Genomic DNA, 20754 nt, shown 5'->3' on the forward strand with positions numbered 1-20754 from the left:
GGTACAGGAGAAGACAATGGTGGGCAAACCTCCGGCTATCGGCGGCATTCTGGAAACGGCGGTCTATGTCGATGACATGGAGGCCGCGCACACGTTTTATGGGGATGTGCTGGGGCTTGCGCGGATGGTGGAGGGCGATCGGCTCTTTGCCTATGACGCGGGGCCGGGGGAAACGTTGCTGGTGTTTCGGCGCGGCGTGACGTCGGAAGACATCGAGACGCCGGGTGGCATCGTGCCGGGGCATCATTGCGAAGGCCCCAGCCATTTCGCATTCAAGATCGCGCAGGCGGATCTCGATGCCTGGCGGGCTTATCTGCCGGAGGCCGGTGTTGAGATCATCAGCGAGGTGACATGGCCCGCAGGCGGGACTAGCCTCTATTTCAACGATCCTGACGGCAATGTTCTGGAAATGGCTGCCCCTGCGCTTTGGCCGAATTTTACCGGCTGATCGCCGGGCATCGGCGCGCGGATTGCCCGCATGATTTGCCGTTTGCCTGCATTATGGGACTAGCGGCGCGATCGAATGGCCCATAGGTTTTCCTGGTCATTACCCAAAGGGAGCTTTGCGCCGCAATATGTCCGCCTCCATCACGATCCGTCCGCTCGCCCCCGAGGATCACGCCGACTGGCGTCGCTTGTGGAATGCCTATCTGGAGTTCTACGAGACTGAAAAGCCGGAAGAGGTCTATGAGACCACCTGGAAGCGGCTAATGGATGCGGATGTCGACCCCAAGGGCTTCATTGCGCTCAATGACGAGGGGCAGGCGGTCGGCATCGTCCATTATCTCTTCCACGTCTCCGCATGGCTCGTGGGGCCGACCTGCTACATTCAGGACCTCTATGTGGACGGCAATGTGCGCGGTGGCGGTGTGGGGCGCAAGCTGATGGAGACCGTCTACAAGGCTGCCGACGAGGCTGGCGCTGAGAGCGTCTACTGGATGACGCAGCATTTCAACGAGACCGCCCGCAAGCTGTATGACCGCATTGGCACACTGACGCCTTTTATCAAGTATGCGCGCTGACGCGACGCGGGTTATCAAATATGCGCGCTGACGCGGCGCGGGCTATCAGATATGCGCGCAAAGGCGGCGTATCTTTTTGACTTTGCGCGCCGGGGAGGATCGGCGCGCCAAACCGGGGAACCGGATCTTAAGAAGAGGATGGCGGACGGAAGATGGTTCGCCAGGGAGGAAAGACGCATATGATTCCCAACGCACCCGCCGGGTTCAATTTCAACCTCGGCGAGACCGCCGACATGCTGCGCGACAGCGTGCGCGCCTTCTCGCAGGATCGCATCGCGCCGCTGGCGGACAAGATCGATCGGGAAGACTGGTTCCCGATGGAGCTCTGGCCCCAGATGGGAGAGCTCGGCCTGCACGGCATTACCGTGGAAGAGGAATGGGGCGGGGCCGGCCTCGGTTATCTGGAACATTGTGTTGCGATGGAGGAGGTGAGCCGTGCCTCTGCCTCCATCGGCCTTTCCTATGGCGCGCATTCCAATCTGTGCGTGAACCAGATGCGCCGTTGGGGCAATGATGCCCAGAAGACCCGTTATCTCGGCAAGCTGATCTCAGGCGAGCATCTGGGCGCGCTTGCCATGTCGGAGCCAGGCGCCGGGTCCGACGTTGTTTCCATGAAGCTTCGGGCCGAAAAGAAGGGCGATCGCTATGTCCTCAACGGCTCCAAGATGTGGATCACCAACGGGCCACAGGCGGACACGCTCATTGTCTATGCCAAGACCGATCCTGAGGCGGGCCCGCGTGGTATCACGGCCTTCATCATCGAGAAGGGCTTTGCCGGCTTCTCCGTTGCCCAGAAGCTCGACAAGCTCGGCATGCGCGGTTCGGAAACCGGGGAACTGGTTTTTCAAGACTGCGAAGTTCCGGAAGAAAATGTGCTCGGTGCCGTCGGCAAGGGGGTCAACATCCTCATGTCCGGCCTCGACTACGAACGCGCGGTGCTGGCGGCTGGCTCCATCGGCATCATGCAGGCGGCAATGGATGTGGTCATGCCCTACGTCCATGAGCGTGAACAGTTCGGTCAGGCCATCGGCACATTCCAGCTCGTGCAGGGCAAGCTGGCGGACATGTATGTCACGATGAACGCCAGCCGCGCCTATGTCTACGCCGTGGCGCAGGCCTGCGACCGCGGAGAGACGACGCGAGAGGACGCCGCGGGCGCCATTCTCTATGCAGCGGAAAACGCCACCAAGGTGGCGCTGGATGCGATCCAGCTGCTGGGCGGAAACGGCTATATCAACGAATATCCGACCGGCCGCCTGCTGCGCGATGCCAAGCTCTACGAAATCGGCGCGGGCACGAGCGAAATCCGCCGCATGCTGATTGGCCGTGAGCTCTATCAGAAGACCGCATGAGCGGCGCACGGCGTCAATTCTCAAAAGATCCCGCGACGTCCGGGAGTGCCGGTGTCGCGGGACGAGATATTCAAGGCTTGAAATAAATACTTAATCGGAGCTCTGTATGAACGGACATCATTGGAGGAAATGAGGCGTCGTCTGATGTTCCGGCGGTTGCTTTTAAACAGCAGAGTTAGAGCTGGCAGCAGATGCAACTGGATGTTTTCACGATCCTGTTTCTGATGGCGTCGATCTCCCTGCTCGCGGCCTTCGGATTTGGTGTGGGGTGGCTGCGCCAGAAATCCGTATCTGAGCTGGGGCTTGCGGCCTGCACCTTTGCGCTCATTGGCCTCGGCGCCTATCTGCATCTTCCCTTTGAACATGTCCCGGCGCTGATCAGGGTCGACGCAGCCAACACGATGTTCTTTGTGGCATTGGCGCTGGGGTGGAACGCGTTCCGGTTGATCGACAGCCGCCGGTTTCTGATCCTGCCTCTCGTTCTGCCCGGCGTTTTCTGGCTGTTGCTTTGCCGTGTGCCTAGCTTTCACGAGGACGTCACGCGGCAGATTGTTGTCGCCTCGTTCCTGATCAGTCTGTTGTTTTTGGGATATGTCCACGAGTTCAGACGCTCTTCCAGCGTCGGGGGCGCCGTCCGGGTGCTCTTGCTTGTGTCGGCCGGTGGGAATGTCATCGTCTTCGCTGCGCGCGCCGTCTATGCGCTCGTCGAGGCGCAGGGCCCAAGCCTGCTGTCGGGAAATGTCTGGATGGCCCTGTCCCTGGCAATCCCGTTGGTCTTCATCACCGGACTGACATTTGGCGGCTTGTGGCTCTGGCAGGCCCGCGCGGTCGGGCTGCTGCAGCACGAAGTCGAAATCGACCCGTTGACGGGGATCTTGAACCGGCGGGCCTTTGAAAGGGGCGGCTGGGAGATGTTGAATTGCGCCACGCGCCAGAGGAAAAGCATGGCGTTGCTCCTGTTCGACATCGATCACTTCAAGGCGATCAACGACCAGCTTGGCCATCTCGCGGGAGATCACGTCTTGCGAGAGCTTGCAGGGCTGGTGAAGCGGCAGCTTCGAAAGAACGATCTGCTCGCCCGTTATGGCGGGGAAGAGTTCGTGCTGCTTTTGGACGGAGCGCATCTCGGTGATGCGGTGGCCGTTGCCGACAAATTGCGTGTGCTGATCGCGGAAACCCCGATCATCTGGCAAAGCGGGTGTGTCAATCTGACGGTCAGCATCGGAGTTGCGGCCACGCAGGGCAAGGACTGTTCGCTGCTCGCACTTTTCGCTGAGGCAGATAACGCGCTTTACTGTGCAAAGCGTGCAGGCCGGAACCGGGTTACAACCGCCTCGACCGCGCGGGGCTCGTTCCGCTTCAAGCCGTCAGTTTCAAAGGCCGAGTGAACGAGCGTTCATGTCGTCTTCTACCTTGTCGTTTATTACATAGGCTCGATTTGATTCAGGGATCGTATGTATCTCAAGTTTGACAACGCATCGGAAATCCTCTTTTTACCTTTCCAATAGGGGTTCGACTGCTGCCTGCCCGGTTCGGGAGAGGGGGGTTCATGCGTCTCGACATTTTCACGATCCTGGTTCTGACGGCGATAATCTGCTTCGTGGCGGCAGCCGGTTTCGGCATCGCCTGGTGGCGGCATCGTTCGTATTCGGCACCAGGTATCGCCATGCTGACTTTTGGTCTTGGCGGAATTGGCGCCAGCTTGCTGGCTGCCAGAGGGCAGATCCCGGACGGGCTCAGCGTGGATGTCGGAAACTCCGTCACCTTTGCAGCCATGGGACTTGGCTGGAACGCGTTCCGGTTCGGCGACGGGCGAAAGATCCTCGTGACGCCCCTGGTGGTGGCTGTCGGAAGTTGGCTGATCCTTTGCCGGACGCCGTTTTTCGCAGAGAACATCTCCTTCCGCACGGCTTATGCCTCGTTGACCTTTGCGGCCTTTTCCGCCGGCTACTGTTTCGAATTCTGGCGCGCGCCATCTGTCCGGCCAATGATCCGAAATCTGCTTCTCGCCTCGTCGGGCATCAATGTCGTGCTGTTCGTTGGACGGGCGATCTATTGTCTGATGACCGGAGAGCCTTCCGGTTTGCTGGAAGGCGACAACTGGTTGGCTGTGACAATCCTGGCTCCGGCTGTGTTTTTGACGGTGCTCGCTCTTTGCGGTCTCTGGTTGTGGCAGGAACGGATGTTCTGCGATCTGCAAAGTGCCGTCGAGCATGATCCTTTGACCGGAGTTCTCAATCGTCGTGCCTTCGACACGTCGGCGACAGCCCTTATCGATCGTGCGGCGGAAAAAGGCGAAGAGCTGGCCTTGCTGCTGATCGACATCGATCACTTCAAGTCTGTCAATGACCGCTTCGGGCATCTGGCTGGCGATCATGTGCTGCGCGCCTTTGCCGACGGCATTCAGAGCGAGCTTCGCAAGAATGATCTTCTGGCCCGATATGGTGGGGAGGAATTCGTGATCATCTTGCGCGGGGCCGGGCTGGAAGATGCGTCGCGGGTTGCGGAGAAGCTGCGCCAGAAAGTGAGCTCTCTTTGTCTGGACTGGCAGGGCACACCTGTTTCCCTGACTGCGAGTTTCGGCATTGCGACAACCAGTGATACGCGAATGTCGCTCTTTGAACTGATCGATCGCGCGGATCAGGGGCTTTATGGAGCCAAGGGGGCGGGGCGCAATCGTGTCTCCACAATCGCGCCCGCAAAGCCTGCGTTCAGTGCGAAGAGGCGGGCCCCGAAGCGGCGCGGATCGCTTCCTGCCTCTGTTTCGTGAGGTGATGGCATGTCTCCAGAACCCATGGGGCGTTTTCTTGCGCCTCGGTTCGAAGCGGGTTTGGGCTGGATTTTTCCCGGTCCCGCCCTTTATTCCTGTCCACAATTTCCCATGTGTGCGTGACAGATTGTCGGCGTTGCCGCAGGCCGCGATGCGGCGGCGCGCTCGGCGCGCGCCTGCGTGGCGGGGCTTTGCGGAAGATTTCGCGCCCGTGGAGACCCGTTGCTAACCTTTTTGACCAAAAGGTTTGGTGCAGATGGTTTGCGAGGCGCGCCGGCATCGCCTACACATGGAATCGGAAAACGGGGCGGCCCACGTGGCCGCCTGCAATCAACGGAGCCTATCCAGCGCATGAACAGTTATTTCACGTCGGTTCCTTCGCACCTCGATGACGAGGACCAGGACGAGGAAAAGACCAAGACGCCTGGGTCCATCCAGGTCGACAAGCATCTTTTTGAATCGCGCACGGTGCTCATTACCGGTCAGATTTCGATGGAGCTTGCGCGCGATGTGTGCGCACGCCTGCTGGCTTTGGCCCAGGTCTCCAACGATCCGATCACGGTGATTGTGTCTTCGCCGGGCGGCCACGTTGAATCGGGTGACATGATCCATGACACGATCAAGTTCATCACCCCGAAGGTTCGCATTCTCGGCATGGGTTGGGTGGCGAGCGCGGGTGCCCTGATCTACGTCTCGGTCCCCAAGGAAGATCGCTACTGCACACCCAACACCCGTTTCCTCCTGCACCAACCCTCCGGTGGTGCAGGCGGCCCGGCGACCGATATCGAGATCCAGGCGCGCGAGATGCTGCGCATGCGTGAGCGCCTCAACAAGATCTTTTCCGTCGCCACCGGTCAGCCGCTGGAGCGGATCGACAAGGACACCGACCGCGACTACTGGATGTCGCCGGAAGAGGCCATCGAGTACGGTCTGGTCGGCAAGGTCGTGACCGAAGCCAGCGATCTGGGTTAGGACGGCGCGGCTCGATGGATTTGAAATCTGATATGCAGCGGGCAATGCCCGCTGCATTCTTTCGCGCACTGACTTGCGCCACGTTCTTTCTCACCACCGCTTACGCGTCCGCGCAGTCGCCTTATCACATGCGCTACAAGGCGCTTGGCAACCTCGTGCTGAACGTGGAAATGGATCCGGATTCCCAGGTCGCCGGGCGTGTGCGCGCTGGCACCAAGGGGATCAAATTGCACTGGTGCGAACCGGACATACCGCTGGATGCCTGGAACGAGGCCACGGATTTCGCCGCCCGTCACACTCTGCTCGCGGGGCGGTGGTGCCAGGTCGAAATCGGCAATATCGTCGGCAATGTCCGTGCGGAGATGCTCAGCCCCGAATAGCCGAAGAAGACACGGAGCCGCTTTCTGGCGGTACGGTGGCGATGAATATGAAAGCCGGGCAATACAGGTCATCGGAATGACCGGCATTGCCGGGCTTTTCTTTTGAAAAAGAAAGCTGCGTCGACGTCTCAGGCGAGCTGGCGTTCCAGCACATAGTCGCGCATCAGCTCTATGACGGCCTGTGACTCGCTGCACAAAGCCGGTTCGACGGAGTGCGCCTGAAGGGCTGTGTGGAAATGGTTGGCGAAGCGGCTGTAATGGTGGTCGCTGGTCAGAAGGGTTTGAAAGTCGCGCCGAATGGAACTGCCTTCGTAATAGGGCGAGCCTCCGAAGACGAACACCAGAAGCGATTCCAGCCTGTCGGCGAGCCAGGATCGTTCGATCCTGTCCAGCTCCTCGGCCAGAATGTCGTCATGGCTCATCTGGTTGAGAAGTATAAGGGCGAAGTGTCTCATTTTCTCGCGTCCGCCCAGTCTTAAATAGAGCGTCGTCATTTCATACCCCGGAAAATGTCCAGTGAATGCGTATGTGTCAGTTATTGCCCGCATGAGATCGCCCGCGCATGTTTGTATACGCACAAGGATCCCGGAGGGGAGTGCTTGAGGCCCGCAGCCGATAAGAAGCTAATCATCTCTGTGCGGTCGTAACTGTGACTAATCTCACTTTATTTGCTGAATAGATTACCGTTACGGCCTTCCGAAGGGGCGGTAATCGGGAGAAAATGCAGGGTCTTTGTAAAAAATGTCAGGACGGCGCGCGCGGCGCGCCCGGCGCTATCGCGGCGGTCACAGCGTCATGGGCATGGGAGAGGAACTGGCGGCGCAAAAGCACGGCGAGCACGCAGGTCGTTCCCGCGATGAAGGGGATGGGCCCCGCAAACCAGCACAGGAAGCCCACGGAGAAGAAAAAGGCGCGCTGCCCGCGGCTGAAATGGCGTCCGGCCAGCACGTTCAGCTCGCCTGCGCGCCGTGCCATCTCACGGGCTTGCTCGGAGGGGGCCTTCTCGTCGTTGGGCACCGCGCCGACCATGATCGAGCAATAATTGAACAATCGATAGGACCAGCCGAACTTGAAGAAGGCATAGGCCGCGATCAGCATCAGGCCCAGCGCCTTGATTTCCCATTGCTGCCGCGTGGTCTCGATCGAGATCGGCAGGTCCGCATAGACCTCCAGGGCAAGATCGGTGGCATTCAGGAGACCGAAACAGGCGCCCAGCGCCAGCAGCGAGGTGGAGGCGAAGAAGGACGTTCCCTGCTGCAGGCCTGACATGATCTGCGCGTCGATCATGCGCAAGGGGCGTCCGAGCATGGAGAGCATCCATTCTCGCCGATAGGCATCCATGGCGTGGGAAAGCGTGTGCTTCTTCCAGCGGCTGAATTCCAGCAGCCAGTTATAGATGAGCCAGGAAAACACGAACCAGGCGAGGGCTGCGAGATCGAGCGGCAAAAAGAGCATGTTGTCTTTCCTGACTGCGAGGTCGGCTCTGTTTCAAGGTCTCAGAGAGCTCTGAAATTACCTGATTCTGGATCGTGCTTCGTGCATTTGTGGCGCGGGGCAGGCCGGGCGATCGGGAAAGAACCGCCAGTGGGCGGTTTGGTCGCGACTGAGAATGCTGCGGTTGCAGCCGGGTACTGTTGAGTGAAAGGCCGAATCAATTCATCGGCTTAGGGATATGCGCCCGTCGCTTCTTCTGAAGGTTATCCCGCGCCCTCCACAGGTGCGGGTTTTGTGGCACTTGCGAAGAAGTTACCAAGTCGTTAAATAGCCGCTGGCTTGCGGTGCGGGGCAATGTGATTTCAGAGGTTTAGCCGCGCCGCCGTTTCAGCGATTAGGAGTTTCATGGACGACCATGCGCAAAAGTCCTGCTGGGGTGTCATGACCTGGACGGTTCTGACACTCGGAGGCGCGATGTTGCTGGTCTACCTTTTTGGTGGATTCGACCCGGCGACAGCTACGGTTGCTTTGAACTAGGCCGGAGATCGGCAAAGCAAGCTAATGAAGGGGCGCCTGGGCGCCCCTTTTTTAATGCGCTGTCGTGAAGGCGTTCATGGTCGTCTTTCACTTTGGTGCGATCCGCCCTTGTGAAAATGCGTAAGTCGCACGAAACTCCCGCCACCAATCAGGGAGAATGCGATGGCCATGAAGCGGGGGTACCGCCAGCTCGTCGATGAAGCGGAAGCGGAGATCGTGACCTTGTCGGTCGAGGAGGCTATGGCGCTCACGGGCAACGAGGACGTGGTCTTCGTTGATCTGCGGGATATCCGCGAGCTTGAGCGGCAGGGCCGGATGCCGGGCGCGGTCCATGCGCCGCGTGGCATGCTGGAATTCTGGGTCGATCCCGACAGCCCCTATCATCGTGCCGTGTTCGCCGAACCGAAGCGCTTCGTCTTCTTCTGCGCCGCGGGCTGGCGTTCTGCGCTGGCAACCAAGGCGGTGCAGGACATGGGGCTGGAAAATGTCGCCCATATCGAGGGCGGGTTTGGCGCCTGGACGGCGGCAGGTGGCGCGATCGAGGTCGCGGATGGAAAAGCCTGACGTCTTGAGCCCGTTTGCAGAGGAAAGATGGACGTGAAGATCGTCATCGGAAACAAGAATTACTCCTCATGGTCGCTGCGCGGCTGGCTCGCGCTCAAGCAGACGGGCGTCCTTTTCAAGGAAGTGTTGATCCTTCTCGATACGCCGCAGATGCATGAGGAGATCCTCGCCCATTCTTCGGCCGGTCGTGTGCCGGTCATTATCGACGGGGACATCACGGTCTGGGACAGTCTGGCGATTGTGGAATATCTGGCGGAGAAGTTTCCCGAGGCAGGGCTCTGGCCGTCAGATGTCGCCGCACGCGCCCATGCGCGCGCCATCGTTGCGGAAATGCATTCCGGCTTTACGGGCGTCCGATCCCATTATCCGATGAATATTCGCCGTGAGCCTGCCGAGCGGCCGCATGACGAGCGGGCCGCCGCGGATGTGACGCGTATCCTGGCCATCTGGAACGAGGCGCGCGCACGGTTCGGGGTGGACGGCGACTTCCTTTATGGCGCGTTCAGCGCAGCGGACGCGTTCTTTGCGCCGGTCGTCAGTCGTTTCGTTACCTACAAGGTGCCGGTGGACGACGTGGCGCGCGCCTATATGGATGCGGTCATGGCGCATCCTTCGATGAAGGAATGGTGCGAGGCGGGGCGCGCCGAGCCCTGGATCGTGAAGGCCGACGAGGTCGATTGAGCCATAGGCGGAACCTGCGCGGGGAGGGAGCTTCGTGCAGGTATCTGTATACGCCCGAAACGGGGGCGTTCGAGTGTCTGAAATCTTGCCGGCGGGGAGACTGGCGTGAGTGTTCTTAAATCCGAAATTTCATCCACATCCGATCTCTTTCGCACCCAGTCCCAGGAAATGGGGGCGCTTGTCGCCGAGCTGATGGCGCGGCGGGCCGAGGCGGCTCTCGGCGGCAATGAGCGGTCCCGCGAGCGCCATGTGGGGCGTGGCAAACTTCTGCCGCGCGAGCGGGTGACGCGGCTTCTGGATCCGGGCGCGGCATTCCTTGAGCTTTCGCCGCTGGCGGCGAACGGAATGTATGAGGACGCCATTCACGGGGCGGGCCTGATCACCGGGATCGGCCGCGTGTCGGGTCGCGAATGCATGATCGTGTGCAATGATGCGACCATCAAGGGCGGCACGTATTACCCGATGACCGTGAAGAAGCATCTCCGGGCGCAGGAAATCGCGATGGAGAACCGTCTGCCCTGCATCTATCTGGTGGATTCCGGCGGCGCCAACCTGCCCAATCAGACTGACGTCTTCCCCGACAGGGATCACTTCGGCCGGATCTTCTACAATCAGGCGAACATGTCGGCGGCGGGCATTCCGCAGATAGCAGTGGTGATGGGCTCGTGTACGGCGGGCGGGGCCTATGTGCCGGCCATGTCGGACGAGACGATCATCGTGCGCCAGCAAGGCACGATTTTCCTCGCTGGTCCGCCATTGGTGAAAGCGGCCACCGGGGAGGAGGTGTCGGCGGAGGATCTGGGCGGCGCGGATGTCCATACACGCGTCTCCGGTGTCGCCGATCACTATGCGGTCGATGACGATCAGGCGCTGGCCATGGCGCGTCGTGCTGTCGCCAATCTCAATACGGTCAAGCGCATCGAAGCCGATCTGAGCGCCCCCCACGATCCGCTCTACGACCCGGCGGAGCTGGATGGCGTGGTGCCGGCCGATCTGCGCAAGCAATTTGACATTCGCGAGGTTATCGCGCGGTTGGTGGATGGCTCGGAGTTCGACGAGTTCAAGAAGCTCTACGGGACGACACTCGTCACGGGTTTCGCAAGAATTTTCGGAATGCCGGTCGGGATCGTTGCCAATAATGGTATCCTCTTTTCAGAATCTGCCCTTAAGGGGGCTCACTTCGTTGAGTTGTGCTGTCAGCGGGGCATTCCGCTTCTCTTTTTGCAAAACATCACGGGCTTCATGGTCGGACGCGACTATGAGGCGGGCGGTATTGCCAAGGACGGAGCGAAACTGGTCACGGCTGTCGCCTGTGCGAATGTGCCCAAGATCACGGTCATCGTGGGGGGCTCCTATGGGGCTGGCAACTACGGCATGTGCGGGCGCGCCTACAGCCCGCGGTTCCTCTTCATGTGGCCGAATGCGCGGATTTCCGTGATGGGCGGGGAGCAGGCCGCGTCGGTTCTGGCCACGGTTCGCAGGGACAATATCGAGGCGGACGGCGGAAGCTGGAGCGCGGAGGCGGAGGAGGCCTTCAAGGCGCCCATCCGGGAACGCTACGAGGCGGAAGGTAATCCCTATCATGCCACGGCGCGTCTTTGGGACGACGGCGTGATCGCGCCCTCGGAGACACGCAGGGTGCTCGCCCTGGCATTCTCCGCATGTTTGAATGCGCCTGTTGAGCCAACGAAATTCGGTATATTCCGTATGTGATGGCTGTAACGCGTTAATAATGGGGCGCGATATATCGAGTAAAATGACGATGTTTCGATCTTACCGTAGCGGTATAAATCGTCAGAATTTATTTATTAATTGTTTTATTTTCTTTTTGTATCCGATCTGCAGAGGCTTAGTCTGCGCAGGATTGGATGTCATATGCTTTCCGGTCATTACATACGTGGAGATACAGACGAGCACTTTCTGTTCGCAGCTCTGTTGAGTTCGATGCACCAGGGCGTTGGCCTGATGGATCAGAACCAGGAAGTGCTGGTGTTCAGCCACAAGGCCAAGGAACTCTTCGATCTGCCGGAAGAGGTTTTCCAGAGTGATCCGAACCTTCGGGACATTCTGAAGTATTTCGCCGAGCGCGGGGATTACGGTCCGTGCGATCCGAAGGATCAGGCGGACAAGGTTATCGCCAGGTCGGTCAAGAGTGGCGTACATTCCTTTGACCGTCCCATGCCGGATGGCCGCTTTCTGCAAATCCAGACGACCGAACTGCCGACGGGCGGTCATGTCATGGTCTATTCAGACGTCACCGCCATGCGCGAGGTCGAGCAGAGGCTGACCGCCTCTCAGGACGAACTGATCCAGAAGCTCAGCGCCCGAACGCAGGAGCTGGAAGAGAACCGGGAGGTCCTCTCCTGTGCAATCAATGCCATACCCGATGCTCTGGTGATGGTCGATGCGGAGGGGCGACTGAAGCTCGCCAATGCGGTGATGCGCGAGATCTATCCCGAGATCGAGGCCCATCTGGACAATAGCAGCCTCGTGATGGAGGCCTTTCCGGTCAATTTCGGGACCGCTGCGGATCTTGCAGAGTGCATCGAGCGCATTTCCCTCGACGGCGAGCGGCGCATGTTCGGAAGCTGGTATCGCATTCGTGTGTCGGACCTTGCGACGGGCGGCATCATCATCGTCTTCACGGACATCACGGACCTGAAGAGGCAGAACGAGAAGCTGCGGGCTCACACCGACCAGCTGGTGAAGCACCTTCGCAAGGAAAAGCGCCTCAATGAGATGCAGCGCCAATTCGTTTCCATGGCGTCGCACGAGTTTCGCACGCCTCTGGCAATCATCGACGGGGCGGCGCAGCGGCTGAAACGGCGCTTCGAGCGGCTGACGCCGGACGAAGTCCGCGAGCGCATCGGCCATATTCGCGAGGCCGTGCTTCGGATCAACTACCTGATCGAGCGCTTCATCGACTTCTCGGTCTCGCAGGAAGGCAACCTGGAGATAGATCCGCAGGATTGCGAGATCCTTCCGGTGCTCAAGGCGATCTGCGAGCGGGAGCGGCAGGCTCACAAGTCGCACAGGATCACGCTGACGGAGAGCGTTGGCGATCTGACGCTGAATTTCGATCGTCGGATGATCGAGCAGTGCCTGGTCAACCTCATCGGCAATGCAGTCAAGTATTCGCCGGGTCAGGAGGAGGTGCTTGTTGACGCCCGGATCGACGGGACGTCGCTTCGCATCGATGTGACCGATTTCGGCGTCGGCATTCCGCGCAATGAAGTGAAGAAGGTCTTTGGTCGGTTTTTCCGCGCTTCCACATCAAGCGGGATCCCGGGTACGGGCATCGGGCTCAATCTCACCGAGATGATTGTGGCGCGCCACAAGGGGCGCATATCGATCCGCAGCGAGGTTGGCAAGGGAAGCACGGTCTCGCTTCGTTTGCCGCTGACAACGGCTGAAAGCGTGGGCGGCAAACAGGACAATGCGGGGCCGGTCGAAGCGGTCGAATGAGACCGGACAAAAGCCGCACGCGAAGGGCGGGCTGCTCCGTGACCAAAAGGATGACGCAATTGAGGACGCGCCGACAGGTGCGCCGGAACAGGATGAGAACCCCATGGTTTCCGAGATCACCATCTTATGCGTTGAAGACGAAGAGCTGCTGCTGGGCGATCTGGTCGAGGAGCTGGAAGACGCCAATTACAATGTCGTTACGGCGCGCAACGGCAATGAGGCGTTGCAGGTTCTCAAGACTGTGACGCCAGATCTTATCCTGTGCGATATGATGATGCCTGGAATGGATGGCCCGGCGCTGTTGAAAACGGTGCGCGAAGATTATCCGGCCCTCAACCAGGTGCCCTTCATGTTTCTGACGGCGCGCTGTTCGCGCGACGACATGATCGAGGGCAAGAAGCTCGGGTCGGACGATTACCTGACCAAGCCGGTCGACTACGACCTGCTGCTTGCAACGATCGAGAGCCGTTTGGCAGGGGTGAGGCGGATGGCGGAGCATTCCCGCCAGCAGCTGGCTACACTCTACAAGGCCTATCAGGACGAGCAGAAGAAGAAACCGCAGATGCGGGTAGCGGTTGTCTCCTCAAATTCCGGTATCGTATCGCCAATCAGCGCCGCCCTGTCGGAAGTGGGGTGTCTTGTGAAGCCGATCGCCGAAGAGGCGCTTCACACCAATACCTTCCAACAGCAGAGCTTCGATGTCGCCTTCATGATCTATTCCAAGAAGGTTCACTACCTGCTGCAATATCTCGCGCGCTCCGAGGAGGCGGGAAGCCGACCGCGGATCGTCATGCTGATCCCTTCCAAGTTCAACAAGAATGCCCGTCAGGTGCTTGAAGACCTGGGGGTTGAGGCCTGCATCGAATATCCCTTCCGCCCGGTGGAGATCTTCAAGGTGATCATCGACACCTTGTCCAAGCGCGGTGGCCCAGGCCGATACGGGGCAGGGAAGCAAACAGGTACGGGGGAAGCCGTGAAAGGCAAGGCGGAATCTTCTGTCGCCTGAGCCGCCAGGATCACCCAGACACGGCAGGGCGTTGGACGTTCTGGCGCTCACAGGATATTCGCGATCCCTCTGGCGACGACATAAAGCCCGACCATGATCACGATGGCGGAAAAGACGTATCTGAGCTTCTGCTTGTCTGCGCCGAGCCGTTTGGCGAGCCATGTGCCAACGATCCCGCCGAGGATGCCGCCTGCGATGAATTCTGCGGCGAGCTGCCAATCCACCAGCCCGGAAAGGGCATAGTTGAAGGCGGTTGTCAGGCCGAAAGTGGTGACGGCGACAAGGGAGGAGCCGATCGCGTTGAGGATCGGCATGGCGGTCGCGGCGATGAGGCCGGGGACGATCAGGAAGCCGCCGCCGATGCCGAAAAAGCCCGACAGCATGCCGACGCCGAGCGCCGTGATGATGAGACGCGGCAGCAGACGCCGGGCGCTTTGCGCATCCAGATGCACGTCCGGATCGTCCTGGGTGCTGCGCTTGCGCAGCATCGAGAGGCCGACAACCACCATGATGACGCCGAACAGCGCGAGAAGCTTCTCGCCGTCAATCGCCTTGCCGAGCGTTGAGCCTATGGCTGCGCCGACAAGGCCGCTTGCGGCGAAGACCAGGGCGCAAGGCCACTTGACCGTGCGCGCGCGGGCGTGGCCGACAAGGCCTGCCGCCGCATTGACCGCGACAGCCAGCGCACTGGTTCCGATAGCGATGTGGGGGGCGGAAACGCCCACCACATAAACCAGCAGCGGGACCGCCAGAATGGATCCGCCTCCGCCGATCAGCCCGAGCGACAGCCCGACCAGCGAGCCGCTGGCGATTGCCTCAATCATCGGATGGGTCCGCTCATTTCGACACCATCAGCCGAACTGGCCGATACCGGTTGCCCCGGGCAATTTCGGCTTGTTGCGGTTCCACGGCATGAGGGACACGAAGAATGCCATGGGGCAGAAATTCGTGGTGCCGGAGAACAGCAGGCCACAGCCCACCAGCAGCGACAACAGGTGCCAGGCGGGGTTCACGAAGGTGCCGAGAAGGTATCCGGCGGTGGCGATGGCGCCTGCAACGAGCAGGGCCTGACGAAGAACGGACATGGGTTTTCTCTCCTCTCTTTCGACCGGAAGACCGGCGCGTTTCCAGGCAATGATGCCCCCGTCCATGACAAAGGCATCGCAGTCGACACAGGCGGCCAGGGCGGGATTTCTCGGGTTCGTGCGCGCGCCCGAAGCGCACAGGAAGACAGCCTGTTTGGCCCCTTGGGTATCCGGGTTGCCCTGCCGCATCCTTGAAAGCGGATGGGAAAGCGAACCGGCGATACGTTCGCGCGCAAATTCGCGAGGCTCGCGTACATCAATGAGGATGGCCCCGGCCTTAGCCATCTTGAGGGCTTCGGTGGGCGAGATCGTTTTCAGTGTCATTGGCTGGTCCTCGTGCCTTGCGAACAATCGCAGCACCGCGACGGTTGGCAGGCAGAAAGTCTCGTTCTTGTCTTGGGGGCGCGCACCTGAAAGCGCGCCGGGAAACCAGGTGAATTCCGCTGAGGCTCGCGCCTCAGACACCGCAGAAAACGTCCTTCAGCAGCATCAGAATACGTTCCGCCGCAGGATTATCGATGCGATAGTGCAGTGTCTGGCCATCCCGACGAAATGTGACCAAGCCTTCCGCGCGCATCCTGGCAAGATGCTGCGAGAGCGCCGACTGGCCGAGGCCGACGGAGTTGGAAAGCGCGGTCACGCAGGCCTCGCCCTGCGCCAGCTCGCACAGGATCCGCAGCCGGCTTTCGCTGGCGAGCAGTTTCATCAGCCGCGCCGCCTCGCCCGCTTTCGCGGCGAGTTCATCCGTATCAGCCATATCGGTGCGCGTGGGAGGCCGCATCGGCATCCGTTCCTCGTGATTGCTATATTAGATGTTGCTAACATTAGAATGTATGAATATATATGTCAACAAGGATCGCGCCGACGCGCAGTGAAAACCGCGGGTCCGGCCGCAGGCGCTGGGGAGAAATGTCAGGGTGTTTTCTTGCGCGCAGAGCCAATATGGCCTGTGAGGGCGAGGAGAGGCTCGCAGACAGAGAATGGGTGAGGAGAGAAAGATGAGCGCACCGCAGATCAAGGCCTTTTTCGACGAGCCGACAAACACGGTCAGCTATCTCGTCTGGGACCCGCAGACGGACAAGGCGGCGGTGATCGATCCGGTTCTCGACTATGATCACAGGTCGGGCAAGGCGTCGACGCGCTCTGCCGATGTCATTCTCGCGCAAGCCGCGGAACTGGGGCTGGAGATCGTCTGGGTGCTGGAAACCCATGCCCATGCCGATCACCTGTCCGGCGCGCCCTATATCAAGATCAAGACAGGCGCCAAGGTCGCCATCGGCGAGCGCATCCGCGAAGTACAGAAGATCTTCCGCCCGGTCTTCAACGCAGAGGACGTCTCCGGCGACGGGTCGGAGTTCGATCATCTCTTCAAGGATGGCGAGACCTTCCATATCGGGACTGTCGAGGGTGAGGTGATCGCCACGCCCGGACATACGCCCGCCTGCATCTCCTACAGGTTCGGGGATGCGGTTTTTGTTGGCGACACGTTGTTCATGCCGGACTTCGGAACCGCGCGGGCAGACTTTCCCGGTGGCGACGCGCGCCAGCTTTACCGCTCCATCCATCGTCTTTTGAGCTTGCCCGGAAATACGCGGCTCTTCATGTGCCACGATTACAAGGCCCCTGGGCGCGATGAATACGCCTGGGAAACCACTGTTGAGGATGAGCGCGAGCGCAATATCCATGTCGGCGGTGGCAAGAGCGAGGACGAGTATGTGGCCATGCGCGAGGCGCGCGATGCGACGCTGGCCGCGCCCAACCTTCTGATGCCCTCCATTCAGGTGAACATGCGTGCGGGCAAGCTTCCGCCCGCGGAAGTGAACGGAGTGAGCTACCTGAAGGTGCCGGTGAAGCTCACCGCCTGAGCCGAACCGCTTGCGGTTTGAGAGCCAACGAGAGGGAGCGTTGCCTTCACCGCCGCTCCCTTTCTCATAAGTTCCACTACGTAAGCTTTTCCTTGCAGTTCCCGCGCGACTGGGCTTTCCTCTAGCCTCAAACGGGGCCCGGATACTCGGGCCGGAGGAACGTTCAGAGGACCCATGCTGTCATCGCTCTTGATTGCGAACCGGGGGGAAATTGCCTGCCGGATCATCCGGACTGCGCGCCGTCTGGGGTTGCGCACCATCGCCGTCTATTCCGAGGCTGACCGGCATGCCCTCCATGTGCGCCTTGCGGATGAGGCTGTGGCCATCGGCGCGGCCTCGGCGTCCGAATCATATCTGGATGCAGGCAAGATCATCGCCGCCGCGAAGCAGACCGGGGCGGAGGCGATTCACCCCGGCTACGGGTTTCTGTCTGAAAATGCCGGATTTGCGGAGGCTTGCGCGCAGGCGGGGATCATCTTTGTCGGCCCGCCCGCATCCGCCATTCGCGCGATGGGCCTGAAGGACGGCGCAAAGGCCCTGATGGAGAAGGCGGGTGTGCCGGTCGTGCCCGGTTATCACGGGGCGCTCGACGATCCGGCCTTCCTCAAGCAGAAGGCCTATGAGATCGGCTATCCGGTGCTCATCAAGGCGGTCGCGGGCGGTGGCGGAAAGGGCATGCGCCGGGTCGACAAGGTGGTCGATTTCGACGATGCGCTGCAAGCGGCCCAGCGCGAGGCGCAGAGTGCCTTCGGCGATCCGCGGGTGTTGATCGAGAAATTCGTGAAAAACCCGCGCCATGTGGAGATCCAGGTCTTCGCTGATGGTCACGGCAATGCGGTGCATCTGTTCGAGCGTGATTGTTCCGCCCAGCGCCGCCATCAGAAGGTGATCGAGGAAGCGCCCGCTCCCGGTATGAACGATGAGGTTCGCAAGGCCATGGGCGAGGCGGCCGTCGCCGCTGCGCTCGCCGTCGGCTATGTGGGGGCTGGTACGGTGGAATTCATCGCCGATGGCTCACGCGGTCTGCGGCCGGACGGCTTCTGGTTCATGGAGATGAACACCCGGCTTCAGGTTGAGCACCCGGTTACCGAACTGGTGACGGGGACCGATCTTGTGGAATGGCAGCTGCGGGTGGCGTCCGGCGAGAAGCTGCCGATGACTCAGGACGAGCTCGGTCTTGACGGCCATGCTGTGGAAGTGCGCCTTTACGCGGAAGATCCCGATAACGGCTTCCTGCCGTCGACCGGGCGGCTGGACCTGTTGCGCCTGCCGGAAGGCGAGGGCGTGCGCGTTGATACCGGTGTGGAGCAGGGCGGCGAGGTGTCTCCCTTCTACGACCCGATGATCGCCAAGGTGATCGCCCTTGGGCCCGACCGGGAGGCAGCCTTCGAGCGCCTTTCGGCAGCCCTTGCGAAGACGGCTGTCGCTGGTCCGCGCACCAATCTCGCCTTTCTGCGCAAGCTTGTCGATCTGCCCGCCGTGCGCGAAGGCGGCTTCGATACCGGGCTGATCGATCGCGAGATCGAAACGCTGACAGGCGGCGCGGTGTCCGATGAAACCGTGGCTCTCGCCGTTTCCATGTTGAGCGCGCCGGACGCCGAGGAGCGGCGTTACCATCCGCAGGGCTGGTTTGATCCATGGTCCGTCTGTGATGCCTTCCAGCTGTCCGGTGATCGCGAGGTCGGCTTGAGGGTAACGGTCGATGGCGAGGAGCGTGAGGTGCGTCGTCGCTGGCATAACGGTGTTCCCGTGACGCCGGAGGGGGCAATGGGCGAGGTGGTCCGCATCGAAAACGGTGTTGTGGCGCTGGAAGGGGGACGGGCAGTCAAGGTGGCTCTCGCCGACAGTCTGTTGCGCGCGGCCGAGGATGAGGGCGGTCATGCGTCCGTCTCGGCCCCCATGCACGGCAAGGTCATTGCGATGCTGACTGAGGAGGGGGCGGAGGTCGTTCGCGGCGAACGCCTTTTCATCGTGGAGGCGATGAAAATGGAGCACGCCGTGATCGCGCCGCGCGACGGCCGGGTGGAGCGGGTCTCCGCGGTTGAGGGAGATCAGGTGGAAGAAGGCGCAGTGATCGTCGTGCTGGAAGAGGTTTCAGCTCCAGCCTGATCCGTGGCGGGAGGCGGCGGCACGGCGATGAATTTCACCTGTCTTTTCGCGTCTGTGCACAATTGTGGCCGCTGTAAATCGTGGCATCTTTGAACCGAGCGCGCGACCTGCTAAAGCAGGCGCATGACCCTCCACCTCGTAAAGCTCTGTGTCGGCGTCGATTCCGTTGAGGATTTGCAGTCTTGGCTGGACTTCCAGCGGGATGTCGCGCGCGATGAAGGGCGCGAGTTCGAGCATTCCCATGTTACCCGCATGGTGCCCTCGCGCCGTGACGAGATCCTGCCCGGCGGATCGCTCTACTGGGTGATCAAGGGGATGATCCAGGTTCGCTCCCCGCTCATCGACATTCGCCCCTTTACCGACAATGGCGGCGTCAAGCGGTGCGCGCTGGTGCTGGACACCAAGCTGGTGCGCACGGAAACCCAGCCACGCAGACCCTTCCAGGGATGGCGCTATCTCAAGGCGGAAGACGCGCCACGCGATGCGCGCGCCGTGGCCGATGCCCCCGACATGCCTGCAAGCATGCGGCGCGAACTGGCCGAGCTGGGGCTTCTCTAACGGGGGGCGCGGGGCCTAGTCGCCCGCCGTCACGGGCATGTTGTCGATCAGGCGCGTGGATCCAAGCCGGGCCGCGACAAGCAGGCGTCGTTCATGCCCGGGCACCGGCGCGCCCAGCGTGGCCGCGTCACACAGCGACAGGTAATCCACCTCAAAACCGCTGCGCTCCAGCGCCGCGCGGCCATCGGCAAGGGCTGTTTCCTCCGGGGCTCCAGCTTCCAGAGACACGATCACATGCTTGAGCACGGCGGGCAGGCGGGCCGCCTTCTGGCGCGCGGGGGCGTCGAGATAGGCGTTGCGCGATGACAGGGCGAGGCCGTCCGCCTCGCGCAGGGTCGGGCACCCGATGATCTCGGTCCCGATATTCAGATCGCGCGTCATGCGGCGCACGACCAGAAGCTGCTGGTAGTCCTTCTCGCCGAAGACAGCGAAATGCGGGCGGGCGGCCAGAAGCAGCTTCGCAACGACGGTGGCAACGCCTGAAAAGAAATGCGGGCGGAAGTCGGTCTCAAGGCCCATGGACGGGCCGCCCACGGAAATGCTCGTGGCAAAGCCTTCCGGATACATCTGTGCCGCGTTGGGGGCGAAAACGACCTCAACGGCGTGGCCCTTCAGCTTCTCAAGATCCGCTGTCTCGGTGCGAGGATAGGCATCGAAATCCTCACCGGGGCCGAATTGGGTCGGGTTCACGAAAATCGAAACCACAACAACATCGGCAGCCTTAGCCGCGGCATCGACGAGGGACAGGTGCCCTTCGTGAAGCGCGCCCATGGTGGGCACCATCGCGATGGTGCGGCCTTGTTGGCGACATGAATCCGACCAAGCCTGAAGTTCGTTGGTCGTTCGAATGACAAGCGGGCTTGCCTTGGACCTGGCCGGGGCCGTCACTGGCTCTCTCCGGTTCGTTGAATGGGCACTGTGCAAATTCGCAAAGCGGTCTAGCAGAGCCGTGGG

At 60.9% G+C, this 20754-nt stretch carries 21 protein-coding genes; 15 read left to right on the forward strand and 6 right to left on the reverse strand.

Features of this window, described 5'->3' with window-relative positions; translation table 11 throughout:
* The first annotated feature begins 16 nt into the window (after positions 1–16).
* The 7 genes from ABGM93_RS02015 to ABGM93_RS02045 all read left to right on the forward strand — a co-directional run bounded on the left by ABGM93_RS02015 (position 17) and on the right by ABGM93_RS02045 (position 6496).
* The gene (locus ABGM93_RS02015; protein WP_321503012.1) at positions 17–448 is read left to right on the forward strand and encodes a VOC family protein; all 432 of its coding nucleotides are present in this window, start codon (positions 17–19) and stop codon (positions 446–448) included.
* 127 nt (positions 449–575) lie between these two features.
* Positions 576–1022 (forward strand): GNAT family N-acetyltransferase, encoded by a 447-nt coding sequence (locus ABGM93_RS02020; RefSeq protein ID WP_321503015.1) that lies wholly within the window; start codon positions 576–578, stop codon positions 1020–1022.
* Positions 1023–1201: 179 nt separating this feature from the next.
* Entirely contained in the window at positions 1202–2374 is a 1173-nt protein-coding gene (locus ABGM93_RS02025; RefSeq protein WP_321503018.1) for an isovaleryl-CoA dehydrogenase, read from the forward strand.
* A gap of 191 nt (positions 2375–2565) precedes the next feature.
* On the forward strand, positions 2566–3762 hold the full coding sequence (locus ABGM93_RS02030; protein ID WP_321503022.1) for a GGDEF domain-containing protein: 1197 nt from the start codon (positions 2566–2568) through the stop codon (positions 3760–3762).
* A 161-nt stretch (positions 3763–3923) separates the two neighbouring features.
* Positions 3924–5144, forward strand: coding sequence for a GGDEF domain-containing protein (locus tag ABGM93_RS02035; RefSeq protein ID WP_321503025.1), 1221 nt, complete (start codon positions 3924–3926; stop codon positions 5142–5144).
* A gap of 351 nt (positions 5145–5495) precedes the next feature.
* Complete coding sequence (locus ABGM93_RS02040) at positions 5496–6116, forward strand: ATP-dependent Clp protease proteolytic subunit (RefSeq protein WP_321503028.1); 621 nt, start codon at positions 5496–5498, stop codon at positions 6114–6116.
* Between the two features lie 44 nt (positions 6117–6160).
* A complete protein-coding gene (locus ABGM93_RS02045; protein WP_321503031.1) occupies positions 6161–6496 on the forward strand; it encodes a hypothetical protein in 336 nt (111 codons plus the stop codon).
* A 128-nt stretch (positions 6497–6624) separates the two neighbouring features.
* Here the strand turns inward: ABGM93_RS02045 and ABGM93_RS02050 are convergent, their stop codons facing one another.
* Both ABGM93_RS02050 and ABGM93_RS02055 read right to left on the reverse strand, forming a co-directional pair.
* On the reverse strand, positions 6625–6951 hold the full coding sequence (locus ABGM93_RS02050; protein WP_321503033.1) for a hypothetical protein: 327 nt from the start codon (positions 6949–6951) through the stop codon (positions 6625–6627).
* A gap of 289 nt (positions 6952–7240) precedes the next feature.
* Positions 7241–7951 (reverse strand): DUF599 family protein, encoded by a 711-nt coding sequence (locus ABGM93_RS02055; RefSeq protein WP_321503035.1) that lies wholly within the window; start codon positions 7949–7951, stop codon positions 7241–7243.
* A gap of 684 nt (positions 7952–8635) precedes the next feature.
* Between ABGM93_RS02055 and ABGM93_RS02060 the strand changes: the two genes are divergently transcribed.
* The 5 genes from ABGM93_RS02060 (at position 8636) to ABGM93_RS02080 (ending at position 14183) form a co-directional block, all read left to right on the forward strand.
* Positions 8636–9031, forward strand: a complete 396-nt coding sequence (locus tag ABGM93_RS02060; protein ID WP_321505693.1) for a rhodanese-like domain-containing protein — start codon at positions 8636–8638, stop codon at positions 9029–9031.
* A 27-nt stretch (positions 9032–9058) separates the two neighbouring features.
* Positions 9059–9712, forward strand: coding sequence for a glutathione S-transferase family protein (locus tag ABGM93_RS02065; protein ID WP_321503036.1), 654 nt, complete (start codon positions 9059–9061; stop codon positions 9710–9712).
* Between the two features lie 168 nt (positions 9713–9880).
* Positions 9881–11425: a carboxyl transferase domain-containing protein gene (locus ABGM93_RS02070; RefSeq protein ID WP_321505695.1), complete on the forward strand. Its 1545-nt coding sequence runs from the start codon at positions 9881–9883 to the stop codon at positions 11423–11425.
* A 252-nt stretch (positions 11426–11677) separates the two neighbouring features.
* Positions 11678–13177 carry a PAS-domain containing protein gene (locus ABGM93_RS02075; RefSeq protein WP_321503038.1) on the forward strand — a complete coding sequence of 500 codons (1500 nt, stop codon included), beginning with the start codon at positions 11678–11680 and terminating at the stop codon, positions 13175–13177.
* 103 nt (positions 13178–13280) lie between these two features.
* Positions 13281–14183 carry a response regulator gene (locus ABGM93_RS02080; protein WP_321503040.1) on the forward strand — a complete coding sequence of 301 codons (903 nt, stop codon included), beginning with the start codon at positions 13281–13283 and terminating at the stop codon, positions 14181–14183.
* Positions 14184–14230: 47 nt separating this feature from the next.
* On the opposite strand, the gene ABGM93_RS02085 is transcribed toward ABGM93_RS02080, so the two are convergent.
* Genes ABGM93_RS02085 through ABGM93_RS02095 form a run of 3 tightly spaced genes read right to left on the reverse strand, consistent with a single transcriptional unit; the run spans position 14231 to position 16049 of the window.
* On the reverse strand, positions 14231–15007 hold the full coding sequence (locus tag ABGM93_RS02085; RefSeq protein ID WP_321503042.1) for a sulfite exporter TauE/SafE family protein: 777 nt from the start codon (positions 15005–15007) through the stop codon (positions 14231–14233).
* Between the two features lie 27 nt (positions 15008–15034).
* Entirely contained in the window at positions 15035–15733 is a 699-nt protein-coding gene (locus ABGM93_RS02090) for a rhodanese family protein (RefSeq protein WP_321503043.1), read from the reverse strand.
* Positions 15726–16049, reverse strand: coding sequence for a metalloregulator ArsR/SmtB family transcription factor (locus tag ABGM93_RS02095; RefSeq protein WP_321503045.1), 324 nt, complete (start codon positions 16047–16049; stop codon positions 15726–15728). The genes ABGM93_RS02090 and ABGM93_RS02095 overlap by 8 nt, the downstream gene beginning before the upstream one ends.
* A 217-nt stretch (positions 16050–16266) precedes the next feature.
* Between ABGM93_RS02095 and ABGM93_RS02100 the strand changes: the two genes are divergently transcribed.
* The 3 genes from ABGM93_RS02100 to ABGM93_RS02110 all read left to right on the forward strand — a co-directional run bounded on the left by ABGM93_RS02100 (position 16267) and on the right by ABGM93_RS02110 (position 19800).
* Positions 16267–17133 (forward strand): MBL fold metallo-hydrolase, encoded by an 867-nt coding sequence (locus tag ABGM93_RS02100; RefSeq protein WP_321503047.1) that lies wholly within the window; start codon positions 16267–16269, stop codon positions 17131–17133.
* A gap of 174 nt (positions 17134–17307) precedes the next feature.
* Positions 17308–19242: an acetyl/propionyl/methylcrotonyl-CoA carboxylase subunit alpha gene (locus ABGM93_RS02105; RefSeq protein WP_321503048.1), complete on the forward strand. Its 1935-nt coding sequence runs from the start codon at positions 17308–17310 to the stop codon at positions 19240–19242.
* A 123-nt stretch (positions 19243–19365) separates the two neighbouring features.
* On the forward strand, positions 19366–19800 hold the full coding sequence (locus tag ABGM93_RS02110; protein ID WP_319773227.1) for a DUF1489 family protein: 435 nt from the start codon (positions 19366–19368) through the stop codon (positions 19798–19800).
* Between the two features lie 15 nt (positions 19801–19815).
* On the opposite strand, the gene panC is transcribed toward ABGM93_RS02110, so the two are convergent.
* Positions 19816–20688, reverse strand: coding sequence for a pantoate--beta-alanine ligase (panC, locus tag ABGM93_RS02115; RefSeq protein ID WP_321503050.1), 873 nt, complete (start codon positions 20686–20688; stop codon positions 19816–19818).
* Positions 20689–20754 lie beyond the last annotated feature (66 nt).

Origin of the sequence: Breoghania sp., assembly GCF_963674635.1 — a bacterium.
GTDB lineage: Bacteria > Pseudomonadota > Alphaproteobacteria > Rhizobiales > Stappiaceae > Breoghania.

Excerpts from the sequence above, each read along its gene's own strand:
- ABGM93_RS02055 (WP_321503035.1), bottom strand. The coding sequence starts at position 7,951 with ATGCTCTTTTTGCCGCTCGATCTCGCAGCCCTCGCCTGGTTCGTGTTT.
- ABGM93_RS02080 (WP_321503040.1), top strand. The coding sequence starts at position 13,281 with ATGGTTTCCGAGATCACCATCTTATGCGTTGAAGACGAAGAGCTGCTG.
- ABGM93_RS02050 (WP_321503033.1), bottom strand. The coding sequence starts at position 6,951 with ATGAGACACTTCGCCCTTATACTTCTCAACCAGATGAGCCATGACGAC.
- ABGM93_RS02065 (WP_321503036.1), top strand. The coding sequence starts at position 9,059 with ATGGACGTGAAGATCGTCATCGGAAACAAGAATTACTCCTCATGGTCG.
- ABGM93_RS02070 (WP_321505695.1), top strand. The coding sequence starts at position 9,881 with ATGGGGGCGCTTGTCGCCGAGCTGATGGCGCGGCGGGCCGAGGCGGCT.
- ABGM93_RS02105 (WP_321503048.1), top strand. The coding sequence starts at position 17,308 with ATGCTGTCATCGCTCTTGATTGCGAACCGGGGGGAAATTGCCTGCCGG.
- ABGM93_RS02020 (WP_321503015.1), top strand. The coding sequence starts at position 576 with ATGTCCGCCTCCATCACGATCCGTCCGCTCGCCCCCGAGGATCACGCC.
- ABGM93_RS02075 (WP_321503038.1), top strand. The coding sequence starts at position 11,678 with ATGGATCAGAACCAGGAAGTGCTGGTGTTCAGCCACAAGGCCAAGGAA.
- ABGM93_RS02035 (WP_321503025.1), top strand. The coding sequence starts at position 3,924 with ATGCGTCTCGACATTTTCACGATCCTGGTTCTGACGGCGATAATCTGC.
- ABGM93_RS02040 (WP_321503028.1), top strand. The coding sequence starts at position 5,496 with ATGAACAGTTATTTCACGTCGGTTCCTTCGCACCTCGATGACGAGGAC.
- ABGM93_RS02100 (WP_321503047.1), top strand. The coding sequence starts at position 16,267 with ATGAGCGCACCGCAGATCAAGGCCTTTTTCGACGAGCCGACAAACACG.
- ABGM93_RS02015 (WP_321503012.1), top strand. The coding sequence starts at position 17 with ATGGTGGGCAAACCTCCGGCTATCGGCGGCATTCTGGAAACGGCGGTC.
- ABGM93_RS02045 (WP_321503031.1), top strand. The coding sequence starts at position 6,161 with ATGCCCGCTGCATTCTTTCGCGCACTGACTTGCGCCACGTTCTTTCTC.
- ABGM93_RS02025 (WP_321503018.1), top strand. The coding sequence starts at position 1,202 with ATGATTCCCAACGCACCCGCCGGGTTCAATTTCAACCTCGGCGAGACC.
- ABGM93_RS02030 (WP_321503022.1), top strand. The coding sequence starts at position 2,566 with ATGCAACTGGATGTTTTCACGATCCTGTTTCTGATGGCGTCGATCTCC.
- ABGM93_RS02085 (WP_321503042.1), bottom strand. The coding sequence starts at position 15,007 with ATGATTGAGGCAATCGCCAGCGGCTCGCTGGTCGGGCTGTCGCTCGGG.
- ABGM93_RS02060 (WP_321505693.1), top strand. The coding sequence starts at position 8,636 with ATGAAGCGGGGGTACCGCCAGCTCGTCGATGAAGCGGAAGCGGAGATC.
- ABGM93_RS02095 (WP_321503045.1), bottom strand. The coding sequence starts at position 16,049 with ATGCGGCCTCCCACGCGCACCGATATGGCTGATACGGATGAACTCGCC.
- ABGM93_RS02110 (WP_319773227.1), top strand. The coding sequence starts at position 19,366 with ATGACCCTCCACCTCGTAAAGCTCTGTGTCGGCGTCGATTCCGTTGAG.